General features: G+C 34.4%; 26 protein-coding genes and 1 riboswitch. Of the genes, 20 read left to right on the top strand and 6 right to left on the bottom strand.

What is annotated here, in order from left to right:
- Positions 1-3: 3 nt before the first annotated feature.
- The 5 genes from E2636_RS08840 (at position 4) to E2636_RS08820 (ending at position 3,816) form a co-directional block, all read left to right on the top strand.
- Entirely contained in the window at positions 4-1,305 is a 1,302-nt protein-coding gene (locus E2636_RS08840) for a right-handed parallel beta-helix repeat-containing protein (protein ID WP_166669501.1), read from the top strand.
- The gene (locus E2636_RS08835; protein WP_134209878.1) at positions 1,284-1,766 is read left to right on the top strand and encodes a nitrous oxide reductase accessory protein NosL; all 483 of its coding nucleotides are present in this window, start codon (positions 1,284-1,286) and stop codon (positions 1,764-1,766) included. Before E2636_RS08840 ends, E2636_RS08835 begins: the two co-directional genes overlap by 22 nt.
- Positions 1,759-2,571, top strand: a complete 813-nt coding sequence (locus E2636_RS08830; protein ID WP_134209877.1) for an ABC transporter permease subunit — start codon at positions 1,759-1,761, stop codon at positions 2,569-2,571. Before E2636_RS08835 ends, E2636_RS08830 begins: the two co-directional genes overlap by 8 nt.
- 4 nt (positions 2,572-2,575) lie before the next feature.
- Complete coding sequence (locus tag E2636_RS08825) at positions 2,576-3,277, top strand: ABC transporter ATP-binding protein (RefSeq protein ID WP_134209876.1); 702 nt, start codon at positions 2,576-2,578, stop codon at positions 3,275-3,277.
- A 170-nt stretch (positions 3,278-3,447) separates the two neighbouring features.
- Positions 3,448-3,816, top strand: coding sequence for a rhodanese-like domain-containing protein (locus E2636_RS08820; protein ID WP_134209875.1), 369 nt, complete (start codon positions 3,448-3,450; stop codon positions 3,814-3,816).
- Positions 3,817-4,023: 207 nt separating this feature from the next.
- Here E2636_RS08820 and E2636_RS08815 read toward each other — a convergent pair whose 3' ends face one another.
- From E2636_RS08815 to phaQ, 4 genes are all read right to left on the bottom strand, one after another.
- The gene (locus E2636_RS08815) at positions 4,024-4,575 is read right to left on the bottom strand and encodes a TVP38/TMEM64 family protein (RefSeq protein WP_134209874.1); all 552 of its coding nucleotides are present in this window, start codon (positions 4,573-4,575) and stop codon (positions 4,024-4,026) included.
- A gap of 1,424 nt (positions 4,576-5,999) precedes the next feature.
- On the bottom strand, positions 6,000-6,404 hold the full coding sequence (locus E2636_RS08810) for a MaoC family dehydratase (RefSeq protein ID WP_134209873.1): 405 nt from the start codon (positions 6,402-6,404) through the stop codon (positions 6,000-6,002).
- 57 nt (positions 6,405-6,461) lie between these two features.
- Positions 6,462-6,974, bottom strand: coding sequence for a hypothetical protein (locus E2636_RS08805; RefSeq protein WP_134209872.1), 513 nt, complete (start codon positions 6,972-6,974; stop codon positions 6,462-6,464).
- Positions 6,975-7,060: 86 nt separating this feature from the next.
- Positions 7,061-7,471 carry a poly-beta-hydroxybutyrate-responsive repressor gene (gene phaQ / locus E2636_RS08800; RefSeq protein ID WP_134209871.1) on the bottom strand — a complete coding sequence of 137 codons (411 nt, stop codon included), beginning with the start codon at positions 7,469-7,471 and terminating at the stop codon, positions 7,061-7,063.
- A gap of 389 nt (positions 7,472-7,860) precedes the next feature.
- On the opposite strand from phaQ, the gene E2636_RS08795 reads away from it, so the two are divergent.
- From E2636_RS08795 to E2636_RS08725, 15 genes are all read left to right on the top strand, one after another.
- Positions 7,861-8,457, top strand: coding sequence for a polyhydroxyalkanoate biosynthesis repressor PhaR (locus E2636_RS08795; RefSeq protein ID WP_134209870.1), 597 nt, complete (start codon positions 7,861-7,863; stop codon positions 8,455-8,457).
- 52 nt (positions 8,458-8,509) lie between these two features.
- Complete coding sequence (gene fabG / locus E2636_RS08790; RefSeq protein WP_134209869.1) at positions 8,510-9,292, top strand: 3-oxoacyl-[acyl-carrier-protein] reductase; 783 nt, start codon at positions 8,510-8,512, stop codon at positions 9,290-9,292.
- Positions 9,293-9,373: 81 nt separating this feature from the next.
- The gene (gene phaC, locus E2636_RS08785) at positions 9,374-10,465 is read left to right on the top strand and encodes a class III poly(R)-hydroxyalkanoic acid synthase subunit PhaC (RefSeq protein ID WP_134209868.1); all 1,092 of its coding nucleotides are present in this window, start codon (positions 9,374-9,376) and stop codon (positions 10,463-10,465) included.
- Positions 10,466-10,724: 259 nt separating this feature from the next.
- On the top strand, positions 10,725-11,042 hold the full coding sequence (locus E2636_RS08780; RefSeq protein ID WP_017378611.1) for a PadR family transcriptional regulator: 318 nt from the start codon (positions 10,725-10,727) through the stop codon (positions 11,040-11,042).
- Positions 11,042-12,052 carry a DUF4097 family beta strand repeat-containing protein gene (locus E2636_RS08775; RefSeq protein ID WP_134209867.1) on the top strand — a complete coding sequence of 337 codons (1,011 nt, stop codon included), beginning with the start codon at positions 11,042-11,044 and terminating at the stop codon, positions 12,050-12,052. Before E2636_RS08780 ends, E2636_RS08775 begins: the two co-directional genes overlap by 1 nt.
- A 255-nt stretch (positions 12,053-12,307) precedes the next feature.
- Positions 12,308-13,495 (top strand): DHH family phosphoesterase, encoded by a 1,188-nt coding sequence (locus E2636_RS08770; RefSeq protein WP_134209866.1) that lies wholly within the window; start codon positions 12,308-12,310, stop codon positions 13,493-13,495.
- Between the two features lie 225 nt (positions 13,496-13,720).
- Entirely contained in the window at positions 13,721-14,515 is a 795-nt protein-coding gene (locus tag E2636_RS08765; RefSeq protein ID WP_017378614.1) for a VLRF1 family aeRF1-type release factor, read from the top strand.
- 193 nt (positions 14,516-14,708) lie between these two features.
- Complete coding sequence (locus E2636_RS08760; protein WP_134209865.1) at positions 14,709-15,302, top strand: DUF421 domain-containing protein; 594 nt, start codon at positions 14,709-14,711, stop codon at positions 15,300-15,302.
- Positions 15,303-15,933: 631 nt separating this feature from the next.
- Positions 15,934-16,037, top strand: a riboswitch (SAM riboswitch).
- A 99-nt stretch (positions 16,038-16,136) separates the two neighbouring features.
- Entirely contained in the window at positions 16,137-17,360 is a 1,224-nt protein-coding gene (locus E2636_RS08755; protein WP_134209864.1) for a 2,3-diketo-5-methylthiopentyl-1-phosphate enolase, read from the top strand.
- Entirely contained in the window at positions 17,357-18,022 is a 666-nt protein-coding gene (locus tag E2636_RS08750; RefSeq protein ID WP_134209863.1) for a 2-hydroxy-3-keto-5-methylthiopentenyl-1-phosphate phosphatase, read from the top strand. The genes E2636_RS08755 and E2636_RS08750 overlap by 4 nt, the downstream gene beginning before the upstream one ends.
- Positions 18,019-18,636, top strand: a complete 618-nt coding sequence (locus E2636_RS08745) for a methylthioribulose 1-phosphate dehydratase (RefSeq protein WP_134209862.1) — start codon at positions 18,019-18,021, stop codon at positions 18,634-18,636. Before E2636_RS08750 ends, E2636_RS08745 begins: the two co-directional genes overlap by 4 nt.
- 15 nt (positions 18,637-18,651) lie before the next feature.
- The gene (locus E2636_RS08740; RefSeq protein ID WP_134209861.1) at positions 18,652-19,176 is read left to right on the top strand and encodes a cupin domain-containing protein; all 525 of its coding nucleotides are present in this window, start codon (positions 18,652-18,654) and stop codon (positions 19,174-19,176) included.
- 1,132 nt (positions 19,177-20,308) lie between these two features.
- A complete protein-coding gene (locus tag E2636_RS08735; RefSeq protein ID WP_134209860.1) occupies positions 20,309-21,097 on the top strand; it encodes a basic amino acid ABC transporter substrate-binding protein in 789 nt (262 codons plus the stop codon).
- Positions 21,098-21,154: 57 nt separating this feature from the next.
- Positions 21,155-21,865 carry an amino acid ABC transporter permease gene (locus E2636_RS08730; RefSeq protein WP_134209859.1) on the top strand — a complete coding sequence of 237 codons (711 nt, stop codon included), beginning with the start codon at positions 21,155-21,157 and terminating at the stop codon, positions 21,863-21,865.
- Between the two features lie 19 nt (positions 21,866-21,884).
- Positions 21,885-22,607 carry an amino acid ABC transporter ATP-binding protein gene (locus E2636_RS08725; RefSeq protein ID WP_017378622.1) on the top strand — a complete coding sequence of 241 codons (723 nt, stop codon included), beginning with the start codon at positions 21,885-21,887 and terminating at the stop codon, positions 22,605-22,607.
- Between the two features lie 125 nt (positions 22,608-22,732).
- Here E2636_RS08725 and E2636_RS08720 read toward each other — a convergent pair whose 3' ends face one another.
- Together E2636_RS08720 and E2636_RS08715 are read right to left on the bottom strand one after the other, a co-directional pair.
- Complete coding sequence (locus tag E2636_RS08720; RefSeq protein WP_243840773.1) at positions 22,733-23,413, bottom strand: amino acid ABC transporter permease; 681 nt, start codon at positions 23,411-23,413, stop codon at positions 22,733-22,735.
- A gap of 18 nt (positions 23,414-23,431) precedes the next feature.
- Complete coding sequence (locus E2636_RS08715; RefSeq protein ID WP_134209857.1) at positions 23,432-24,274, bottom strand: transporter substrate-binding domain-containing protein; 843 nt, start codon at positions 24,272-24,274, stop codon at positions 23,432-23,434.
- Positions 24,275-24,341 lie beyond the last annotated feature (67 nt).

Raw genomic sequence — 24,341 nt, 5'->3', positions numbered from 1 at the left:
AGGTTGTTTTTTTCTAAGATTTCATTTATTCTAACAAGTTTACTTCTACTCTTTACTACTTTTCCAATACCTATAGAAGCGGAAGAGGGAATTCAACAACAAATTAATAACGCAGAATCTGGAACCACTATCTTCATTGAGTCTGGTATTTACAATGAAAAAATCATCATTTCCAAACCCCTCACTCTTATAGGAAATGGGGACGTTATCCTTATCAGTCAAGGTGATTTTCCTGTCATTACAATTGACAATACACAAGATGTTCAAATTAATCACATCAATATGAAGAGTACTAATTTGAAGGGAAATTCTTTAGGAATAAAAATTTCAAATAGTAAAAGGATATTAATAAAAGATGTGACGTTCAATTTATTGGATAAAGGAATTGACCTGTTTAAAGTGCAAGACAGTAAAATTGACCAAGTTATTTTGTTAGGAAGAGAAGGTCATTTTTCTTCGAAGTCAAATGGAATTACACTTGATTATACTAAAGAAATTCTCATTGAGAATACAAATATTGAATCTGTTCAAGATGGGATTTATGTGAAAAATGATGTGAATAGTAAAATGATAAATAATGAAATTTCTCATTCAAGATATGGAATTCATCTCATGTATTCGAATGGAACTCAAATATTTAAAAATCACCTCCACAATAATGTGACAGGCGTCATGCATATGTTGACTTCCAATACCGCCATTATTGGGAATATAATAGAACACCAAAATCAGTATAACGGTTTTGGAGTTGTCCTTTTTGAAGGTGAACAAATCCATCTGTCAAAAAACAAACTTTTATCAAATCAAGTAGGAATATCATTTCAGAGCATTGAAAATTCAACTATAACAAAAAATACTGTCGCTTCAAATCAGACGGGGTTTCAATTTATTAAATATGCATCGTCAAATCAATTATCACGAAATGAAGTCTACGGGAATATTGTTTCATCTGTTTCTGATAAAAATGGAGCGATTGTAAATGAAAACTATTGGGATGACTATGACGGAGTGGATTTAGATTTAGATGGCCACGGTGATTCACCTTATCAATCAAATGATTCTTATGCAAAGCTCATGATTAAACAAAAAGAGTACCAATTTTTCTTTGAATCTCCATCCGTTGCAACACTTAGTAAAATAGAAAGAAAGCTTCCCTTTGAAAATAACAGCGTTGTACGTGATGATCAGCCATTTGTTCAAAGGTCTAATAATCAGATCTATTTAAATTTTAATGTAATTCCTTTTATTATTGGGAGTACAGGATTAGTAGGAGGTTGGCTATTGTGGAGAAAAATGTACTGTTAATACGCACGTTTATTCCTTTTTGTACTTTCTGTGTCGTCCTGATCTTGTCAGGCTGCGGGTCTAAAGACATGAGCCCACGTGCGATTCAACCAGAAGTGGATACCTGTGCCGTGTGTAATATGAGTATTACACACGAAGAATTTGCAGCTCAAGCTATATTGACAAATGGAGATAAGTTAATTTTTGATGATTTAGGATGTTTAGTACAATATATACTTGATAAGCAAGAATCAGACATTGGAGCAAGTTATATTAAAGATTATGAAAGTAATGAATGGATTGATACAACAAAGGCTTCCTTTGTATACCATAAAGATTTTTGGACACCCATGACTTATGGAGTTCTTGCATTTGAATCGGAGCAAAGAGCAGTGCAGTTTATCAAAAATGAAGGGCAAGGAAAACTCTTAACTCAGCAAGACTTACAAGAGCATAAGTGGGGAGTTCATGAGTATGAATAAAGCACAAGTATTTGTGTTTTTTGAAATGAAAAAAATCGCAAGAAGTCGTTCTTTACTACTTTTTGGGCTGCTTCTTTCCGTGTTACTTTTGACAATCACTACTGTTCAACTGTTTGCATTGCCTATCACAACATCATTTACACGATATTCTGCATCCTTTTTAAATGTGTTGCTTTTATTACTACCTCTTTTCACATTGTCAATCGGAGCTCTATCGATTTCTTCTGATGTTGATTCACGGTGGTTTTCATTATTGAGAACATATCCAATGAAAGCAAGTACCTATACCTGGGGAAAGTTTTTCGCTTTATTCTTTTCATTTAGTATCATGTTAATTATTAGCAGTGGGCTTGTAATGATGGTTCAAGCTTTGCAAACGCTTCAAGCATTTGACTTCCTACTTATCATTCTTTCTTTCTTCACCGTTGCCATTTTTTCTGCATTATCTATACTCGTTGGAAGCTTATCAAAAAATCGCATTCATAGTTTGTCATTAGCATTAGGGATCTGGGCGTTCTTTTTATTAATTTATGACTATATTGTAATGGCAATTGGAACAGTTGTTTCAGGAATCATATTACAAAATCTTATTATCTTTTTGACATTCACGAATCCAGCAGAATGGATTCGAATTGGATTTATAATATTCTCAGGAAATTCAACAGTTTTGGGACCCCTATATTTTAATTTTTCAACTTTTTTCCTTTCACCTAGTGGAATGATTATTTACGGATTTATTTCAATCCTTTGGGTAATTATTCCGATTTTTATTAGCGGTAAAATTCTATATCGAAAAGAAGGTTGATAATATGATACAAATTAAAAAGCTTTCAAAAAAATATAAAACAGGAAATATAGGTTTGCATCCTTTCGATTTTGAAATTGAAAAAGGGAGTATCGTCGCATTAACAGGTGGAAATGGTGCGGGGAAGAGTACCTTTATTAAATTGCTCACAAATATCATCAGGCCAACCACTGGTTCTATTCAGTGGGGAGTACAACGTTTTAGTTACATGCCTGACGATATGGAATTTCCTACCAACCTAACTGGTCTAGAGGCAATTAGATTATTGGGAGCCTTGAGAAATGTAGAAGAAGAGAAATGCAGCAGGATCTTAAAACAAGTTGGATTATATGATGTTAGAAATCAAAAAATCGAAACTTTTTCAAAAGGGATGAAACAGCGTCTATGCTTTGCACAGGCTTTATTATCAAATGAAAAAGTCCTTATTTTGGATGAACCTACAAATGGATTGGATCCCTATTGGATTAAATGGATGAAAACATTTTTACTCGAGGAAAAAAGGAAGGGAAAAACTATTATCTTTTCCACTCACAATTTTTCTTTCGTTGATGACATCGCTGATGAACTGTTGTTTTTCTATGAAGGGCATGTGTTAATCCAAAATAAGGTGAACACACTTAAGTTGCATTCATCTTCCATAGAGAACACCATAGTTTCTAAGTTAGAACAATTAATGCAGGAAAAACAGAAATTAAATTCAAATTAAAAAGGAACCAATTTTCAAAAAATCAATTCTTATTCTATTTACATAAGTGATAAATAAATAATGGAAAAAAAATTTAAACCCCGCAGGGTATATTTATTGACTTCTAGAATAAGAGTCTTAAAATAGAATTAGTGGCAAAGCCATTAGTTTGTTTTTACATTGGAGGTATTATGAAAAAATTCATTATTTTTCTATTTGTTGTCATTTTCACTTTGACTGCATGTAGTTCTAGTGCTACTTATGAAACGATCGCCATTGATGATATTCCACTAAAAGTAGAAGAAGGATATAAAGTAATAGATGTAAGAGAAACTGGAGAATACGGAGCTGGACATATTCCAGGTTCTTTGAACAAACCTTTATCTGAGATAAAAAATGGAGATATTGAGGGATTAGATAAAAATCAAAAGTATATAGTCATTTGCCAAAGCGGAAACCGCTCAAAAGAAGCAAGTAGCATTTTATTTGATGAAGATTTTATGATATTAAATGTTTCAGAAGGAATGTCTTCTTGGACTGGACCTGTAGAAAAAAAATGATTGTATTTAGTAGTTAAGACGCAAACTCGCAGTAGGTATGCCTATGGGAAAAAAGCGCAAGCGTATGGGCCATTGCCCTTTCACTTGCGCTTTTTTTCTATACTTTATTGAGCTTCTGGTAGCATTCTAAAGTGAACCAGAAACCTGATATCTTTATAGTATTTGTAGTCAAATACTATGTTATAGAATTCTCTTCTTTAAATTAACTCAATTTTCCTCGCTTCGAGTTTTATTGAATTTACCTATATACAAATAAATACCACCCAGAAAAAGAAAAAGGATAGCCGTTAAATACCAAGGTAACTCAGTAATTACATTGCCGAAAGCCGTATATAAGATAGCTGGCATGATGAGTCCTAATAAAGAATAATACATATATTCCTTAAATGACTTAGCCATATCGATTAAATAAAGTGAAAGTAAATGAAAATGAACAAATGGCATGATGCGTAAAATCATGACTTGACTTACGGAAATGGTCTGACCGGGAAACATTTTTTCCTTCAGTCGCGTGATCTTATTACGGAACTTCGGAAATTTAATAACTAGCAAATATGAAACCAAACTCATCAGAGAAAGACCGATAAACGATAACAAAGTACCTTTTATAAAACCAAATAATACACCACCAGCTATACAGACAACGATAACTGGCAAAAAGAAAAATGGGCGAAATAAATGCAATAGAACAAAAAGTAAAGGTGCTAACCAACCTGCGCCTTCAATTAATGTTTCAAGAGATTGGTCAAATTGATCCACACTGAATCCTCCTATCTATTAAAAAATTACATATTTACAACTATAGTCTGCAAAACTCTGATAACAGAAATTAAGGATTCCTACTAGATGATTTCGAGTTCCTCGAGCAGAAATTCTTCATCTACATCAAGAAATCTTGCTATATTTCTAGCTTTTAACACTTATCTGGAAAAAATGTATTGACTGTGAACAATCAAAGAATCAGATTAATTTATAATTTATTATATGTATGATTATGAATAGAGTGTATGTGGGAAATTTGTCTATTAGAATTGTTGGCCAGATTGGGTTGTTCGTAATCCTAGCTTTTTTCCGTCGTTTACTCAAAAAAAATAACCCATCCTGGTGTCAAAGGTTAAGAGGGGTTTCTAATCTTAGTTGGTGAATTCACGCCAACTAATCATTATTTTTGTACGCAATTTCTATTATTATTATATCAAAAGGAATTCTTTGAATCAACCGCGGGAGAATAAGGCTGTAATTGAGTAAACTTATTCAGTACAACAATTCGAGTTTAAAGTAGAACCATGATATAGGATTTATTCATTCTATTTGCTGAGCTGATACGGTACTCATCGCTAGAAAAATGGAACGGTCTTTATTATAACTCGAAGTCACGAAAGATGGATCATTAAAGCAAGACTGTGGGAAATGCTTATAAAGTATTAAACAAACGGAGAAACAAGTAAATTTGTTTAATTATTAAACACTATACTACGCTGAGGTAGGTTAATTCCTTGGTGGTTATGATGTGGTAGAAGGAAAACGTATTGATTATCATTACGGTATGTTTTAAACAGAACCACGTTTAGGAAGTTATATTCCAATAGGTAAAGGGGACATCCGGAAAGATATGCAAAAGATAAAGAATACAAAGCGTATGGCTTCTCACCAGCAGCTACACCACCACTTGGTAAAGCAGGCAATAAATATGGAGAAACAGTTACTCCACATATTACATTTTGAGCTTTGGATTATGTACCACGAGAAGTTTAGAAAAATATTAAAGTACTGAAAGAATTAAATAAGTATAGCAAATATGGTTTTTATTATTCTATAAACAACGAGACAGGTGGAAGTGGAAATCGCAAAAGCTTATCTCCAAGGGATGTTCATGATGTCAATCGCCAATTATTTAAAAGAAGTTGTGATTCGTTAATTCTTCCACCAAGATCCGATTGGTAAAGAATCTGAAGAATTATTAATAATTGAAAATTTCAATAACAAACAAATGCTACATTTAAACGCCAGAATTTTGCTGATTTTTTCATCAATAAAAGATCAGCCATAGAATACTTGGCTGATCTTTTATATTCCCAACACTTACAATGTAAATTAGATAGACATCAAAAGATATGAGGAATTATGCTATAAAACAACTTTAAATGAATTAAGTTAAGCGAGTAGCCGGTAAACAAGAAAATTCATTTCATCACGATAGCTTCACCATCAATAACAATCTCATCACGTTGGTTTCTTACTTGCGTTCGAAGACGAATGATTTTTTTATCATCTCTTTTTTCTATTATTTCTACCTCAGCAATAACAGTGTCTCCAATTCTAACAGGAGCTCTAAAGATTAGATTTTGTGATAAATAGATAGTGTCTGAACCTGGCAGCTTCATTGCTAATACAGAAGAGATGAAACCAGCAGTTAATATACCATGCGCAATACGTTCAGAAAATATTGATTTTTTCGCATATTCAGCATCAACATGTAAAGGGTTGAAGTCACCAGTAATTCCAGCAAATTGGTAAATATCAGATTCAGAAATGGTTTTAGAAAGGCTGGCCTTATCACCGATTTTTAAATCATAATAGGTGAGCACATAATTCCTCCCAGTTACTCGGTATTTCGTTCACTTACTAATTCAATCGTCTTGTATTTAAACTGTAGGTAGAAGTTCTTTATGAGTTTGTTTCATTTTTTCAGTTAGTTGCTCTACTGTTTTCAGCACTTCAGAACGACCCTTTTGTTGTTGGTCAAGAGCTTCTTTAATATTAGACTCGAATTGATTCTGTGATTGTGTGAATAAATCCAACATAATTTTGCTAGGTGTCCAAGAAAGAGCTTGAACGGAATTATTAATTTCCTCAATTTGATTCATCCAAGTGGAAACAAGCGGATTACCTTGATTATTATCAACTGTATTCAACGTACTTTGTAAGTTTGTTTTCCACTCTTCTTTTATTTTAGTTTCTTCTTCTTCCATCTTCTTTAACGCCCCGCGAGTAGTATTCATAAATTCTTTTTGGTTTTCTACAGCTTGTAATGATTTTTCAGCCATTTCAGTTTGAAAACCTTGAAGCGTTTTAAAACTGTTCAACCAGCCATCCCATATTGAATCTACTGCGTTAATCGATTGCTGATTTGTCATTGTCGTTATATTCGTATTCATAATTATTCCTCCTTTTTATTGTAACCGTGAAACAGTTCATTCTATATGTTGCATGCAACAAATGTGCATTGGTACCAATAAGTTTTTTATTTCTCCTCATCTGAATCTTTTGAAGATGATTTATAAGGAGTAAAAAAAGGATTATATAAATTAAAAAATTGATTCAACATTTTTTGGTAATGTCCAAGCGAGCTAGCCCAAACCTCTAGATATTGTTCACCAGCTGCGGTAATCGTATAGATTCGTTTTGCTGGTCCTCCTGATGTCGTATCCCATTTAGATGTAACCATGGCATCCTTTTCGAGTTGTCGTAAAATTCGATAAAGATTTCCTTGATCAACTGAATCGAATCCGAATTGTGTGATCTTTTGCATTAACTCATAGCCATGTGAATTCCAATCGCGTAAATGTAATAGCATGATTGGAATTAGGAAATTTTTTGGAGTACCTAAATTGGTACTTTTATCATTTTTGTTTTCCTCCTGTTTTGAATCCATAAATCATCACCAACCAATCATATAAAATGTCTATACATGTAATTTACACCTACATGTTTAAATTGTCAAATACAAATTTTTTAAAAATTTGTATTTCTTTTTTCGGATAAATAATTCTTCAGTTAAAGTCAATTTTTCGAATATGTTGGAACCCAATTTCATAGAGTAGTAAAGTCGTCATGAAAAACAGCGACACTACATCTTAGATTGAATAACTAGTTCATTCGGAATATAGCGGAATCTGTCGAGTACTGTTGAAGAAACAAAGAAACGGTAGAATAGTTAGTACTTTCTTTATATTCCTTTAATATCCAACGTCTCGTATAGTTAAGTTATAGGGAATGAACCGATATTCTCTGAGATAGAAAATATTAAGGAGATGAAGTATTTTGTCACAAACGTTGCCATTTGATCCACTTACAATGTGGAAGAAAATTTATGAACAAACTGAAGCTAGCTGGAATGATGCAATCCAAGAAACATTGAAAAAAGAATCTTTCTCTGAGGGAATGGGAGAGACGTTAAACTATTATCTTAAATATCAGGAGCTTGCAAAAGAAACAACTGAAACCTATTTGAAACAAGCCAATATGCCTACACGGAGTGAAGTTGCGGATGTAGCATCTCTCGTAATAAACTTGGAAGGTAAGTTTGACGATCTTGATGAAAAATTCGATACAGAAATGACTAAACTGGATCCGACAATAGAGATTAGCCAGTTAAAAAGAGCTGTTACAGATTTGGATATGAAGTTGGATAAGGTACTTGAAGCAATCGAGTTAATAGGTAATGAAAAATCATTGGAAGTAATCGGCAAAACAAAATCCTATGATGTAATTGCTAAAGCTAAAAACGCTGATACAGCTATGAAAGCAAAACCTTCTGAAGCAATTAACAAAGAAAAATCGGTAGAAATCAGTAAAATAAAACCATCCGGTGCAATTAGCAAAGTAAAGCCCATTGAAACATCGAAAGAATTGAATTAAAAATTAATTCACGTACTTGTAATATAAATACAATGAATGGATGTGTATGTTGATGGCAATGGATATAGTGGACTTAACTAATAAAAATACAATTCGTAAACCACTTGAAGGGAAAGTGGCAGTTGTAACAGGGGGATCACGTGGAATCGGAGCTACCATTGCGAAGGTTTTAGCAAAAAATGGTGCATTCGTTGCAATCAATTATCAAACAAGAACTGATAGTGCAGATGCCGTTGTTAAGGAAATCGAAGAACTTGGTGGTACTTCTTGTGCAATTCAATCTGATGTTTCTAAACCAGAAGATGTAAAGAATTTTATGGAAGAAGTAAAAAAACGTTATGGGAAGATTGATATTCTTGTAAATAATGCAGGAATTACAAGAGACCGTACGTTCCGTAACTTGTCAGATGAGCAATGGAACGAGGTTATCAATGTAAACTTAAACAGCGTTTTCTATACAACTTCTGCGGTAATTGATCATATGTTGGAACGTAAATATGGTCGAATTATCAATATAAGTTCAATCATTGGTCAAGCGGGTGGATTCGGTCAATCGAACTATTCAGCTTCAAAAGCTGGAATGATCGGTTTAACGAAATCTTTAGCATTGGAAACTGCAAGAAATGGTGTTACTGTCAATGCAGTTTGTCCTGGCTTTATCGAAACTGAAATGGTTGGAGAAATGCCAGATAATGTAAAAGAAGGTATTGTATCTAAAATACCTATGAAACGTTTAGGGCAAACAAACGAAATTGCGGAAGCAGTGTTATTCCTTGCACAAGCTGACTATATAACTGGCCAGTCAATTAATGTGAATGGCGGCTTATATATGTAAAAAAGGACTAATATCTTTGTAAAAGGGGCTTCCGAAAAGGAAGTCTCTTATACATGAGTTTTATTTATAAGGGGGAAAATAATGATTTATTCTAATACTGAAGAAGTAGAAAAATGGATGAAAACAATGCCCGATGATGTTAAGAAAAGTTACCAACGCTTTACACGTATGACGCAAGTTCTTACGGATGAACCGGACCCAAAAGTTGGTCAAACTCCAAAAGAACTTATCTGGACAAAAAATAAAGCTAAACTATATCGCTATCAACCTGCCATTAAGAAAACGAATAGTGTTCCTATTTTAATGGTTTATGCATTGATTAATAAACCATATATATTGGACTTAACACCTGGTAATAGTTTAATTGAACATCTTACCAATCAAGGTCACGATGTATATTTAATTGATTGGGGCACACCGGGTTATGAAGATAAAAATATGAAGTTGGATGATTACATTTTAGATTATATGCCGCGTGCTGTTAAGAAAGTAATACAAACATCTGGCGCAAGTGAAATCAGTTTATTTGGTTACTGTATGGGTGGAACGATGACTTCAATTTTTGCTGCTCTCCATACGGACTTACCAATTCGGAATTTAGTATTCATGACGAGTCCATTTGATTTTACAGATGCGGGTTTATTTACAAATTGGTTAGACAAACGTCATTTTAATGTAGATAAACTAGTTGACACACTTGGTATGATTCCGCATGATATGATCGATTTCGGAAACAAGCTGTTAAACCCAATAGCAAATTTCTATGGTCCATACCTCAGTCTGGCTGATCGAGCTGATAATGAGAATTTCGTAAACAACTGGATGTTGATGCAAAAGTGGTTGAATGATGGAATTCCATTTGCAGGTGAAGCTTATAGACAGTGGATTACTGAATTTTATCAAGAGAATAAACTAATCAATGATGAGTTATATATAAGAGGTAAGAAGGTTGAATTAAGTAAGATTACAGCAAACGTTTTAAATATTGCAGGTAAGCGTGATGTAATTGCTGCTCCAAACCAAGTAGAACCGCTAAATGCTAAAATTTCAAGTGAAAATAAGACTTTCCATCTGATGGATACAGGTCACGTTTCAGTTGTTGTCGGACGTAAAGCAATTAATGAAACATATCCACTTATTGATACGTGGCTAACAGAAAATTCACAACCATAAAAAGGTTTCAAATGCCAACACAATTATAAATTGTGTTGGCATTTTTTTAATACGATAAAGTTCAATCATGACATTTAATATAATTGAAATTCACTTTCTAGTGTTAAGAGTAATTAAAATAGTAGGTTGAATGAGTGTGATTTCAGCTTCTTCATAAATGCTTCTTCGTCAAGTAATTAAAAACAACCGGTACCATTCATTAATTAATACCGATATGATATAGTACTATTCAATAGATAGTACCGGAGGTGGATGATGGGTGAATGTGCAGTTTAAGAAAGGTGTCCTGAGTTTGTGTGTATTGGCTCTAGTGGATCGACAAGACCGCTATGGTTATGAGTTGGTGCAGGCGATTTCGGATAGTATTGAAATATCGGAAGGTACGGTGTATCCATTATTGAGGCGTTTAACGAAAGAGGGATATTTTACTACGTATTTGTCTGAGTCAACAGAGGGACCGCCGCGTAAGTATTATCAGATTACGGTGCAAGGCAAGAACTATTTGCAGGATCAGCTTGCTGAGTGGAAACATTTTGTTGAAGGGGTTCATCAATTGTTAGACAAGGGGGAAGTATGATGGAAAAATCGCTTTATTTAGAGGAATTAAAAAATGAATTAGGGAACTTAAAGCCGGATGAACTGAAGGATATTATTAGTGATTTCAATGAGTATTTTGCGAATGGTAATAAGGACGGCAAAACAGATTTGGAAATAATAGAGTCTCTTGGGACGTCTAAATTTATTGCGTCTGAATTATTGAAAGCATACACCGAGGATGACATGATTCCAGAGAATTTACCGGTGGCTGGCGAGTATAGGAAAGTGGATATGCAAATTGAGAATGGCCATTTGACAATTGAACCGTCTCATGACGAAATAGCACATGTGAATATGTCAGATCATTCAAATCAAACATTGCTTTCGATGGATGTGATGGGTGATACACTTATGATTAAAGTAAAGCAGTCACGTCGGTTTTTCCCATTTGGTATTGGAATGAAGGTACCTGTAGTGTCGGTAAAATTGCCGGTTCGAATGTATGAATCGATTAAAGTGAATAATGATAATGGTTCTACGAAGGGTCATTCATTGCGTGCTGAGGTTGTGGCGATAGAGTCAGATAATGGCCGCATTGAGTTGAGTCAGGTAGTCGCAACGCAACTTCGCACGATTTCTGATAACGGTCGTATTATGCTGACGAAAGTGCAGGTAACTGAACTTGAAGTAGAAAGTGATAATGGCCGTTTAGAGCTTAGTAATGTGAAGGCTGATGTAGTACGCGCGAAGTCTGATAATGGTCGCATTGAGTTACATGATGTACAGGCAATGATTGAAGCAAAAACGGATAATGGAAGAATTGTAGGCTATGTAAAGATCTTGACTAGGCCAATCAGCTTGAAGACTGATAATGGTAGCATTGAACTTACGATGAATCACAAACCGGAACATGCTACAATTCGTGTGGATCGTGATTGGGGTAAAGTAAGCGTATTCGGTGAGAAGTCGAGGGACATGATTTTCGGAGATGGTTCTGTGCTAATTCAGCTGAGCTCGGATAATGGAAGCATTACGGTAAAGGAAGCTTAGCTTTAATCCTTAACAATTCCAAAGTTCTAAGAACACAAGATAGGTAAGCTAAACAACTGGGAACTATCATGCTCACATAAAAAGACCGTAATCTAATCTTCATTTAGATTGCGGTCTTTTATTATGAGTTAAATTCATAAAAATATAAAAGTTTCAATATTTTAGTAACATATCTCAATTGATTGAGTAAAAAAACATCATCTTTAATCAATAATTTAACCCTTTTGAAACCATACTATATTTTGAGGTGAAAACATGAAAAAACTGTTGTCCCATAGTGATTTGGATGGAGTTGGATGTGGTATTTTAGCAAAGCTCGCTTTTGGTAAACAGGTGAAGGTAAGATACAATTCTGTTGCGAGTCTTAATCGTGAAGTAGAATGGTTTTTGGAAAATGATAGTAAGGATACATTTTTATTTATTACAGATTTATCTGTAAATGAAGCGAATGAAAAGAAGCTTAATACATTTTTTCAAGCTGAAGGAAAGGTTCAATTGATTGATCACCATAAGACGGCTCTTCATTTTAATAATTATGAATGGGGGCATGTGGTAGTAGAAGATGACGAAGGAAAATTAACTTCAGCAACTTCTCTGTTTTATCAATTTCTTGTGGAGCATCAACTAATGGAGCCAACTGGATCTGTGTCGGAATTTGTAGAGCTTGTTAGACAGTATGATACTTGGGAATGGGAGAAAAACGAGAATTTTCAAGCACAGCGCCTAAATGCACTCTTTTTTTTAGTGTCAATTGAAGAATTTGAAGAAAAAATGATTAGCCGACTTATGACAAGCGAACATTTCTTTTTTGATGAGTTTGAAAAGAAAATACTTGATATGGAAGATAATAAAATTGAACGTTATATTCGCCGGAAGAGGCGAGAACTTGTTCAGTCTAAAGTCGGTGAACATTATGCCGGTATCGTTTACGCGGAATCATATCATTCTGAGCTTGGAAATGAACTTGGTAAAGAGTATCCGCATCTTGACTATATTGCCATATTAAATATAGGAGGAAAACGATTAGGATTTAGAACGGTTCACGACCATATTGATGTATCTGAAGTAGCAGGTAAGTTCGGTGGTGGAGGCCACGAAAAAGCTTCGGGTTGTTCTTTGACTGATGAAGCCTACAAGAAGTTTGTGGTTGGAACGTTTCACATAGATCCTCTCAGAGAAGACGCGAAACGAAATCGTTATAACTTGAAACGGTCTAAATTTGGTTCTCTGTATAAAAACCAAATAAATGAAGTCTTTTTTCTATATCAAGTCAATGATCAAGATTGGGTGATTGAACAAAATAAAAAAAGAATTGATACGACTTATGTGAGTTTTGAAGAAGGTGAAAAATACTTAAAAAGAAATCACGGAGCCTGGCTAGTTAGAGACGATACTTTTGTAAGTTATTTAATGGATAATGCCAGTAAGTTAAAAAATGAATAGTATGAAGCGAAAAACTTAGACGGTTTAACAATGCCTTACAAAAATCCTCATCAAAAAAGAGTTGGAGATGAATGACACCTTCTTTCATTAGACTTTTAATAAATATAGAAAAGCCTTTCTGGAGATACAGAATTATCTATAACTTGTATCTAAGAATTCGTAATAAACTTGGTGCTTAAAGGGCATCCTTTTAATGTAGAGGAATTTAAGGAGGTTACATGACTTATGGGATTGAAAGAAGAAATTCAGTATTTAAAAGAATATCACAGTGGTGAGAGAAGTGTATTGAGTGTTTATTTGAACACTAATCCAGGGGATCCTGAACAGTTGAATGGTGCATGGAAAATTCATTTGAAAAACGGATTGAAGGATTTAGACAAGTATTTAGCAGCTTCCAATAATGATACAGAATTGAAATCTTTTAAGAAACTCAAGAAAAAAGTAATGGATGAAATCGGAGATAATCGAAATGATTTGCACAAAGGAGTCGTGATTTTTGCATCAGAGAACCCTCCACTGTGGTCAGTTTATTATGTGCAAGTCCCTGTGAAATCAAGCTTCCATTGGGAAGACCATCCAGTGCTTGAAGAGATGGAATATATGTATAAAGCATATCCGGAAGCAGGAATTATCTTGCCAAGCTTTGGGGAAGTTCGCATATTCGACACTGCTATGGGATCCATCAAAGACGAATTGGTCTACATATTTGATGCGAATCTTGAAGAATGGGGGGAAGAGAAAAACATGGACCCTGATGGTCAACATGTAATTGGGAGCAGTAAAGTAGACTTCTTAGAATCACGCCTTAGAGAAAACTTGTACAGATTCTATAAGGAGATGGGTACAAACGTAGAGCAGCTGAAAAAAAGTCGTGGTTGGAGTGAAATACATGTAGCGGGTGAAGCGGAATTAGCAATTGCTTTCTCCGAAACATTGCGCGATAAACCAGCAAGCTGTATATATAAAAATTTAAATAATAGTCAACCGAATGAAGTAATTCATCAAATTTTCGAAAAATAAAATACAAAAAAACTCAACTTAATCGCACGGATTCTTAAACGATAATATAAAAGTAGCTCATGACACAATTTGTGTAGTGTAAGTGTTATAACTTTCATTATTAAAATGTAGCTGTCATGGGCATTTACTTATAGTTCCACATAGAAGAACATTCCAACGAATGTATTAATCTGAATTGGAAAGGAGTTTAAGTATGGATCTAAATTTAATTTGGCAAACAGTTCTCATTTTTGTAATTGGTACATTAATCCTAAGGGTTAGTGGTAGAAAATCAATATCTCAGATGACGATTCCTCAAACAGTAATAATGATAGGAATTGGTACATTGCTTATTCAGCCTGTAACAGGTAGAGGGCTCTGGACAACTTTTGGCGTAGCATCTGTATTGGTATTAAGTCTAATAATTACGGAATACTTTCAAGTGAAATTTGACATAGCTGAAACAACACTGTCAGGGAAAGCATTACCAGTAATTGAAAACGGTGTTTTAAACGAGAAGAACTTAAAAAAGCTCCGTCTACCGGTAGATAAGTTAGAAGCCAGACTTCGGCAATCTGGTGTTTCTTCAATTAATGATGTTCAAATTGCAACAATTGAGTCTAGTGGACAATTAGGATATTTATTAAAAGAATCAAAACGTCCTGCAACAAAAGAAGATATACAAAACCTGATTCAATTAATTCAATCTGGGAAAATAAATTTGGGGAACCAAACGTTTTCTCAAGAGAATATCTTTACCGAAACAATAAATAAAGAAACGTCTGATGTACCAAGTCATTTACAATAAGTAATTAATAATGCAATGGTTAAGTTACCCTTAAAGAGGATATAATTTATTATTTAAAGGGTCTACTCTTAAGGCATATTCATATTTTTATGAAAAAATTGAATGGTGTTTATAAAACTTAATAATAAAATTCAAATGAAGTAATTAATCTGAGAGCATTTCATTTTTCAAAATGTTATTTTTCTTACGCAGAAATTATAAGAAAAAGGAGCTAAAATCAATTCCTCTATTTAGTGTAAGTGTGATAAATTACATATTTCATATGAAGCTGTTTTGCATCAGTCAAAAGTTCATGCTTATACCTTTTCTTATTCTAAGTTTTATTTAAATAAAACTTATTTGACGTGTAAAATGCTCATTTCGTATTTATATTCCATGGCAATTCTATATTTGGCGGAAAATTCTGTGAACTATTTCCGGGGAAATAAAAATATTGATAAATGATTGACAATCAATCTAATTGATGAAATAATCAAACAAATTCATTTTTAAGAAAAGCTGGGCATTTTATTCAATAACGACTCCTCCTCTCTAAATACAAAGGTTGAGATTTCTGCTTTTTATTATCACATGTACTTGTATAGTTTAATGTAAAAATTTTTCTTATCCTAAAATTAATTTAATATAATTATTCTTATTTAGAGCAGGTGGAGGGACAAGCCCTATGATACCCGGCAACCGATTCAATTTTGGACACGGTGCTAATTCTTGCAGCTTATTGCTGAGAGATAAGAAGACGTTTATCCTGTTAACCTCTTCTTATTATGATGAGGTTTTTTTGTGTCAACTAAATTAAAACTGAGTTTAATACATACAAAAGGAGAAGAGTTCAACATGAGCGAAATAACAGCATGCTATCAGCTTTTTGGAAAGCCCGGTTCTTTTGAGAAAAAGGCAGAAGGAATTGCACTTGGTTTAACAATTGGATCTTGGACGGATTTACCGATGCTCGAACAACAACAATTAAAAAAACATAAAGGTACTGTCGTATCAATAAAAGAGTTTGTAGACGAATCTTACCAAATAACACCGGAAGTAATTAAAGCAGAAGTGAAAATTTCTTATCCTAGTGCAAATTTCACGTCAGATATACCAGCAATCTTGGCGACTGTTTTCGGAAAGCTGTCTCTAGACGGTAAAGTCAAATTACTAGATTTAGAATTTGGAAAGAAACTAGGAAGTAATTTTCCGGGTCCTAAGTTCGGGATTGAGGGAATTCGTACTATTCTTAATGTTCATGAACGACCACTGGTTATGAGTATTTTTAAAGGAGTAATTGGTAGGGATATAGATTATTTGGTAGCACAATTACGAGAGCAAGCTTTAGGGGGAGTTGATCTTGTTAAGGATGATGAGATTTTATTTGAAAATCAGCATACTCCATTTGAACAGCGTATTACAAGAGGTAGAAAAGTTTTACAACAAGTATATGAAGAAACTGGACATAAAACTTTGTATGCAATTAATTTAACAGGGAGAACATCTGAACTAAGAGGGAAGGCGAAGAGGGCGAGTGAGATAGGGGCTGATGCCTTACTATTTAATGTTCATACGTATGGACTTGATGTCCTGCAAGAGTTAGCTGAAGACAAAGAAATTCAATTACCGATCATGGCGCATCCAGCGTTTAGTGGAGCTTTCACTTCTTCTTCATTTTACGGGCTATCAAATCCACTACTCCTCGGGAAGTTAACACGCTATTTAGGTGCGGACTTGTCACTCTTCCCATCACCATATGGTAGTGTAGCTCTAGAAAAAGATGTAGCCCTTGCAATTGCTGAAGAATTGACGAAAGAATCTACTTTTAAACGAACTTTTCCAGTTCCATCTGCAGGTATCCATCCGGGGCTAGTCCCGCTACTAGTTCAGGATTATGGAATTGACTGTGTGATTAATGCTGGCGGTGGTGTGCACGGACATCCATCGGGAGGAGCTGCTGGTGGACGAGCATTCAGACAAGCAATTGATGCTGTTTTAGAAGGTAAAGAATTGTCGGAAGTAGTTAAAGAACAAAATGAATTGAGAGAAGCACTTAAATTATGGGGAAGTGACAAATGAAAAATCTAACTATTTTTTGTGATTTTGACGGGACTATAACGACTCAGGACAACATTATTCATATTATGAAAAAGTTTAATCCACCTGAATGGGAATCAATAAAAGATAATATTTTAGCACAAAATATTTCAATTGAAGAGGGAGTTAGAAAGATGTTTTCACTGCTGCCGTCTTCACTAAAGGATGAAGTAATATCATACGTACTTAAAGAAGCGCAGATTCGTGAAGGTTTTGGGTCTTTTGTGGTCTTTACAAAGAAATACAATATCCAGCTATACATAGTTAGTGGAGGAATTGATTTTTTCGTCAAACCTCTTCTAGAGCCATATGGTCCTTTTGAAGACATCTATTGCAACATAGCTGACTTTTCTGAAGATACTATTAAAATTATTTTCCCTTTTGGATGTGATGAAACTTGTCCTAGTCAAGGGTGCGGTTGTTGCAAACCGTCTATCATGCGAAATCGTCTTCCTAAAGATGCTACTAGCATAGTTATCGGAGATTCAATAACAGACCTAGAAGCGGCTAAACTTGCAGACATAGTAATTGCAAGAGATTTTCTCGTTGAAAAATGTGAAGAGTTAAGACTGCCTTACGAAAAATATGAAAGCTTTCATGATGTAATTACGATTATCGAGACACGATTGGGTGTGAAGTCATGAAACTACTTCAGGAGAAGTGGAATGAACTAGCAGATATAAAAGATGAGTTAGCTACTCGGGATTGGTTTATGGGAACAAGTGGGAATCTTTCTATTAAAGTAAACGATAGCCCAACCCAATTCCTAGTATCAGCCAGTGGTAAAGATAAGAGAAAAAGAACTTCTAAAGACTTCTTAGTTGTTGATAACAAAGGGAGTTCAGTTGAAGTTAGTGATCTCCGCCCGTCAGCTGAAACACTTTTACACTGTGCCGTCTACAATAATTCAACTGCTGGTTGTAGTCTCCATGTTCATACTGTTGCAAATAATGTTATCTCTGAATTATACGGGAGATCTGGGAAGATTGACTTTAAAGGTCTAGAACTTATCAAAGCGTTTAATCTTTGGCAGGAAGATGATGTTCTAAGTATTCCAATCATTCATAATTTCGGAGAAATCCCAAAATTGGCGGAAGAGTTCCAATCACATGTCAAAAGTGATAAAGGAGCTGTACTGATTAGAAATCACGGGATTACGGTATGGGGAGTAAATGGTTTCGAAGCAAAAAAACTACTAGAAGCTTGTGAGTTTTTATTCCAATATCAACTAACGTTGGATCAATTAAATGTTAAATAAGAAAGGAAGATCTTAATGGCGATTATTAAAATTCAAGGAACAAACAAAGTAATTGAAGAACAAAATGAGGTAGCTTCATTTTTGGAGCAACAAGAAGTTATTTACGAACATTGGGACATTGAGAAACTTCCTTTAAACCTTCGCGAAAAATTCGCTCTAAGTGATGATGAAAAAGAGGAAATACTTGTAGCTTTCGAAATGGAAATTGAAGACATTTCAAAACGTCGTGGCTACAAAGCATCTGATATAATCTCCTTGTCAGATTCTAACCCTAATTTAGACAATCTTCTAAAGAACTTCCAAAGAAAACATCATCATACTGATGATGAAGTTCGCTTCATTGTGAGTGGTCATGGTGTATTTATTATTCAGTCCGCAGATCAACGATTTTTTGAAGTACATCTAGTACCAGGTGATTTAATCTCAGTACCAGAAAATATTCTTCATTATTTTACGCTTTCTGATGATCGTAAAGTTGTTGCTATTCGTATATTTGTTACGATAGAGGGATGGGTACCTGTATATCAAGAAAGTGTCTAAGATTAAATAGTAATTACTTTATCTTACCATCTACTTATTTCAGAACACACTAACAATAAATGAAAAAATCCAGTAACTAAATTAGTTGCTGGATTTTATATTGCAATCGAATACAAATATTAAATGCAATTAAGATATACCACAAAGAGCGTTACTTGTCTGTCGAATCCGATTTTCGATGATTTTGCATTCGCTGAGGCAGCAGGCTGTCTGTCTGTTCATTTTCTCTTATGACAAAGTCAGTCAAATAATACATTAAAAATAAAAGTTCTCCGTTTTTACCAACAGTTCATCTACGCAGTAAGCGCATTTAGGTATTGGTCTCAGAGTAGTAAGCAAATAGAAGTATAAACCCAAAATACACAATGAGAATAAATTGTACATATCGCGTTCCTTACACGGATAAACCATTAATACACCGACTAAATTCTGACCGTCTAAGCAGCATCTCGAGGGTCAAACACCTTTATATCAAAATCCCACAATTTATCCTTCTAAATTTTTATCGATTAACTTAGTAGTATTTTCATTTAACTTGTACAAGAACCGGACTTCCAATCTTAAAGTTTACAGAGGTATAAACTTCCACAGAGGTATTAAGCATCCATAAAATTGTTTATTTCCTAAAGTTTCCTTAAATTTAAGTCCATAGACTTTCTCATAGAAGAAGAGGGGATTATGATGCTTCATGAACAAAGGAAAGCTTAGAGTAGCCTGATCAAAAAATATTCAGGTGACCATGTGGTATAACGTCCTTGTTAGCTTTGCCGATTCTTATAAAACAAGATGTCATGCTCAACAATACACCACTTAATTGGCTTTTTCTCTGATTAATCTGTCTTAGTAGTTCAATGAAAGACTCCTGGATTCATTCCGTAATCAATAATGGAAGTCCTCCTGCACTTCCTAGTAGTGTGATTATTGTTCTTCATTTTAATTCCCTTTTTATGCATAATGTATATATAAAAGAGGTGTTGGTATAGGGATCTATTAACAATAATTCAAAAGACACCCCATTTATTACTATTGAATAGGCAATAAGCTTCCTATATAATTAAAATAATTATCCGAAATATTCAGAGAATAAAATACTGTTCGGATAATTAAAGGGACATTATAAGGGGGCATCTCATTGAAAAGTTTGAAACGTATTTTTTCAGTTGGAATTATTTTATCTAGTGTAAGTTTAGCTTTGTTTGGGTGTGGTACAGGAACCTCAACAAGTGAGAATGGGGATACCGGGGAAGATAAGAAATATATAATCGCGACAGATGCAACGTACGCTCCAATGGAGTATATGGATAAAGACGGAAATATAGTTGGTACAGACATCGACATCGTTAATGCTATTGCAGACGAATTAGGTATTGAAGTAGAGTTTAAAAATTATGGTTGGGAACCATTATTCTCAGCAGTAAAAAATGAGGAAGTAGACTTTGCTGTATCCTCTATAACGATTACAGACGAGCGAAAACAAACATTTGACTTTACTGAACCTTATTACGCGGCAAATCAATTAATTCTTGTACCGGAAGATTCAACTGTTACTAAATTTGATGACTTGAAAGATATGAGAATTTCTGTACAAATTAATACCACGGGTCATGAAGTAGTAAAAGGATTACTTGGAAAGACGAGTTCTAAAATTGTCGCTCCTGAATCAATGCCTCTAGCAATCAGTGAAATGATTAACGGAAATGCAGATGCTGCTATTGGAGACAACGCAGTAATAAATGAATATGTAAAAAATAATCCGGATGTAAAATTGAAAACAGTTGAAGATGATACTTTTGAAAAAGAGTATTATGGATTAATGGTTAAAAAAGGAAATGTAGAGTTAATCGAATTATTAAACGAAGGAATTGAAAAAATAAAAGCAAATGGGAAATTAAAAGAAATCACTGGGTTTGATGTAGAATAACTATTCAAAATTCGAATTTATTAACTTACATCTTACTGAGTAATGGAGGTGATTGAATTGGATTTCCCCGAAATAAGATGGGACATAATTTGGGATTACAGAGAATTATTTATTAGAGGGATTTGGGTTACATTAGGGCTTACAATTGTCGGTTATCTAGGAGGCATTGTATTAGGTTTATTTATTGGAATGGGTAAGCTTTCAAAGAAAAAATGGGTTTATTACCCAAGTAAGTACTTTGTCGATTTCTTTCGAGGCACACCGTTGCTTGTTCAAATTCTACTAATACATTTAGCCATAATACCTGGAATTTTCGGGCACTCTTTAGGTTATTTTGTATCAGGTTCAGTTGCACTTATTTTAAATAGTGCTGCATATAATGCAGAAATTATCCGTGCTGGGATTCAGTCGATTGAAAAAGGTCAAATGGAAGCAGCAAGATCACTAGGCATGCCAAATAATATAGCAATGAGACATATTATTTTACCTCAAGCGTTGCGTCGAATGATTCCACCACTTGGAAATGAATTAATTGCCTTGTTAAAAGATTCTTCTCTAGTAACTGTAATTGCAGCAAGTGATATATTATATGCAGGTAAAGTAGTTGCGGGTGCCTATCAACGCTTTTGGGAACCTTATATTACCGTTGCAATCCTTTACTTATGCCTAACATATGTATTCGGAAAAATTATTACTTATATAGAAAAGCGCTTTAGTAATAGTTTTGTTCCTAAACAGAAAAAAGGAATGTTCTCAACTCGGCGTTAACGATTAGGAAGGTGAACAGATGATTAAAATCAATGGATTGCATAAATCGTTTGGCAAACTAGAAGTGCTTAAAGGCATTGATTATGAAGTAAAGGAAAAAGAAATTATTTGTGTAATTGGCCCAAGTGGCTCAGGAAAAAGTACATTTTTGCGATGTATTAATATGTTAGAAGAGGTTACTGCAGGTGAAGTCTTTATTGATGGTGTAAAAGTAAATGATTCCAAAACAGATATTAATGCCATTCGAAAAGAAGTAGGGATGGTTTTTCAACAGTTTAATCTCTTTCCGCATATGCGGGTGTTGGAAAATATCACAATTGCACCAATTAAAATCAGAAAAATGAACCCAGCAGATGCTAAAAAACTAGCTTATGAATTACTGGAAAAAGTAGGACTACGTGATAAAGCAAATGTTTATCCCGAACAATTATCTGGAGGTCAAATGCAGCGAGTGGCAATAGCGAGGGCATTAGCCATGCAACCTAAAATTATGCTATTCGATGAGCCTACTTCTGCACTTGATCCGGAGATGGTAAACGAAGTGTTGGATGTTATGAAACAACTTGCGTATGAAGGTATGACCATGGTTGTTGTAACGCACGAAATGGGCTTTGCAAGAGAAATGGGAGACCGGGTTTTATTTATGGATCAAGGGGTCCTCGTAGAAGAAGGAATACCCGACCAAATATTTAATGATCCGCAACATGAGCGAACTAAAGCATTCTTAAGTAAAGTCTTATAATTTTTTCAATAAAAAAATATTAAAAACCATCTCGCTAAGCATCTTTTACGCTTTTAAGCGAGGTGGTTTTTTGTTTAGTAATTGTAGGGAACAAAAAAAGAGATACACAAGGTACCTCTTAGGTCTTATAGATATTTTGTATAACGTTTTTCTAAATAGTTTTGTAGGACAGTCATCGCAGAACAAATTGCCCAATACATAAGTGCCACAAGAATTAGAAGTGTTAATAAATCATATTCTCGAGCACCTACTATACGTGCTTTTTGAAACATTTCAGGTACCGTAATCATGGCTGCAAGAGAAGAAGCTTTAATTAAATCCATCAACACATTTGATAGTGGGGGAATGGCAATTCTTATAGATTGTGGCAAAATAATTCTTTTCATCGATTGCCAGTAAGAAAGTCCAAGTGCTTTTGATGATTCCCATTGCCCAATATCAACCGACGATAGGGAAGAACGCAATATTTCAGCAATGTATGCAGCGCTGTTTAAACTGAAGCCAATCATAGCAGCTTGTACGGCCGAAAATTCGATTCCGATGACTGGAAATCCGAAATATAACAAAAATAAAATAACGAGAATTGGGACACCGCGCATAAATGAGATATATAATCTAGCTGGCCACTGTAATATAGTGAATCTAGATGTACGTGCAAGAGCAAGGAAAAAACCGATGACTAACCCAATCATCATACTGACAAGCGAGATTAAGAGCGTATACCAAATTCCACCGAGAACATAGGGAAAAGCATCTATAGCTAATTGAGGATCAAAGAGGAGTCCCCATTTAATTTCATTCATCAGTAATTCTCCCGGGTTTTATTAATCAATGTCAGCCTTTTGAGTAACATCAGCGTTAAAGAACTCAGCTGACAGTGTTGAAATTGTTCCATCTTCTAACATTTCTTCAATTACTCGATTAACGTTTTTTTCAAGCTCTGTATTTTCTTTATTCATAACAAACCCAACTTCAGAAGGGCTGTATTTAATATCAGGGTGAACCGTGATATTCAAATCAGGAAATGCAGCAACGCCAAGAGATGATAGATAGAAATCATTTAATATAACATCGGTACGACCGATTGATACGTCACGCAAATATACTTCATTTGAAGCATTATCATAGGTAACTTCTTCCGCACCATATTCTCGAGCAAGTTCCATATAGACAGAAGTCGAAGCACCTGCTGCTTTTTTACCTTTCAAATCTTCTAATTTTTCGATTCCAGATAAATCATCCTTGCGTACGACTGCAATTCCGTAAGAATGTTTAAATGGTATGGAAAAAATAAATTTCTCTTTACGATCTTCTGAAATTTCAATATCATTTGCTGCCAAATCTACTTGACCTGTGTTAACACTTGTCAGCATTTCATCAAAACCAAGCTCTGTAAAATTCACTTCAAGTTCTAAACGTTTTGCGACTTCACGTACAACTTCCACTTCAAATCCCGTTAACTTATCTGAATCTCCTTCATGGTAAGAAGTTGGGAAAAGAGTGCCAGATGTAGCTACTTTCAATGAACCTTGATCTTGAATTTTATCCCATGCAGTAGATTTCTGTGATTCACTTGAACCACTATCGTTTGTGCACGCAGCTAATAGAAATATAGAGATTATGCCAGTGATTAATACAAATCGCTGGTTTTTCATGAAATTCTTCATAATTTGCCTCCCTTAAATGTAATCCGCTATAAAACATACCATTTAACTATGAATTTGAGCAACCTTT

The organism is Paenisporosarcina antarctica (genome assembly GCF_004367585.1).
Taxonomy (GTDB): domain Bacteria; phylum Bacillota; class Bacilli; order Bacillales_A; family Planococcaceae; genus Paenisporosarcina; species Paenisporosarcina antarctica.
Note: the sequence above shows the minus strand (reverse complement) of the source record. Positions and strands in the feature narration are given on the sequence as shown.

What these genes read in the sequence shown, in the direction of transcription:
- E2636_RS08830 (WP_134209877.1), top strand. Translation starts at nt 1,759, where the DNA reads ATGAATAAAGCACAAGTATTTGTGTTTTTTGAAATGAAAAAAATCGCA.
- E2636_RS08765 (WP_017378614.1), top strand. Translation starts at nt 13,721, where the DNA reads ATGGGATTGAAAGAAGAAATTCAGTATTTAAAAGAATATCACAGTGGT.
- E2636_RS08725 (WP_017378622.1), top strand. Translation starts at nt 21,885, where the DNA reads ATGATTAAAATCAATGGATTGCATAAATCGTTTGGCAAACTAGAAGTG.
- E2636_RS08820 (WP_134209875.1), top strand. Translation starts at nt 3,448, where the DNA reads ATGAAAAAATTCATTATTTTTCTATTTGTTGTCATTTTCACTTTGACT.
- E2636_RS08740 (WP_134209861.1), top strand. Translation starts at nt 18,652, where the DNA reads ATGGCGATTATTAAAATTCAAGGAACAAACAAAGTAATTGAAGAACAA.
- E2636_RS08745 (WP_134209862.1), top strand. Translation starts at nt 18,019, where the DNA reads ATGAAACTACTTCAGGAGAAGTGGAATGAACTAGCAGATATAAAAGAT.
- E2636_RS08805 (WP_134209872.1), bottom strand. Translation starts at nt 6,974, where the DNA reads ATGAATACGAATATAACGACAATGACAAATCAGCAATCGATTAACGCA.
- E2636_RS08750 (WP_134209863.1), top strand. Translation starts at nt 17,357, where the DNA reads ATGAAAAATCTAACTATTTTTTGTGATTTTGACGGGACTATAACGACT.
- phaQ (WP_134209871.1), bottom strand. Translation starts at nt 7,471, where the DNA reads ATGGATTCAAAACAGGAGGAAAACAAAAATGATAAAAGTACCAATTTA.
- E2636_RS08715 (WP_134209857.1), bottom strand. Translation starts at nt 24,274, where the DNA reads ATGAAGAATTTCATGAAAAACCAGCGATTTGTATTAATCACTGGCATA.
- fabG (WP_134209869.1), top strand. Translation starts at nt 8,510, where the DNA reads ATGGCAATGGATATAGTGGACTTAACTAATAAAAATACAATTCGTAAA.
- E2636_RS08755 (WP_134209864.1), top strand. Translation starts at nt 16,137, where the DNA reads ATGAGCGAAATAACAGCATGCTATCAGCTTTTTGGAAAGCCCGGTTCT.
- E2636_RS08775 (WP_134209867.1), top strand. Translation starts at nt 11,042, where the DNA reads ATGGAAAAATCGCTTTATTTAGAGGAATTAAAAAATGAATTAGGGAAC.
- E2636_RS08760 (WP_134209865.1), top strand. Translation starts at nt 14,709, where the DNA reads ATGGATCTAAATTTAATTTGGCAAACAGTTCTCATTTTTGTAATTGGT.
- phaC (WP_134209868.1), top strand. Translation starts at nt 9,374, where the DNA reads ATGATTTATTCTAATACTGAAGAAGTAGAAAAATGGATGAAAACAATG.
- E2636_RS08770 (WP_134209866.1), top strand. Translation starts at nt 12,308, where the DNA reads ATGAAAAAACTGTTGTCCCATAGTGATTTGGATGGAGTTGGATGTGGT.
- E2636_RS08825 (WP_134209876.1), top strand. Translation starts at nt 2,576, where the DNA reads ATGATACAAATTAAAAAGCTTTCAAAAAAATATAAAACAGGAAATATA.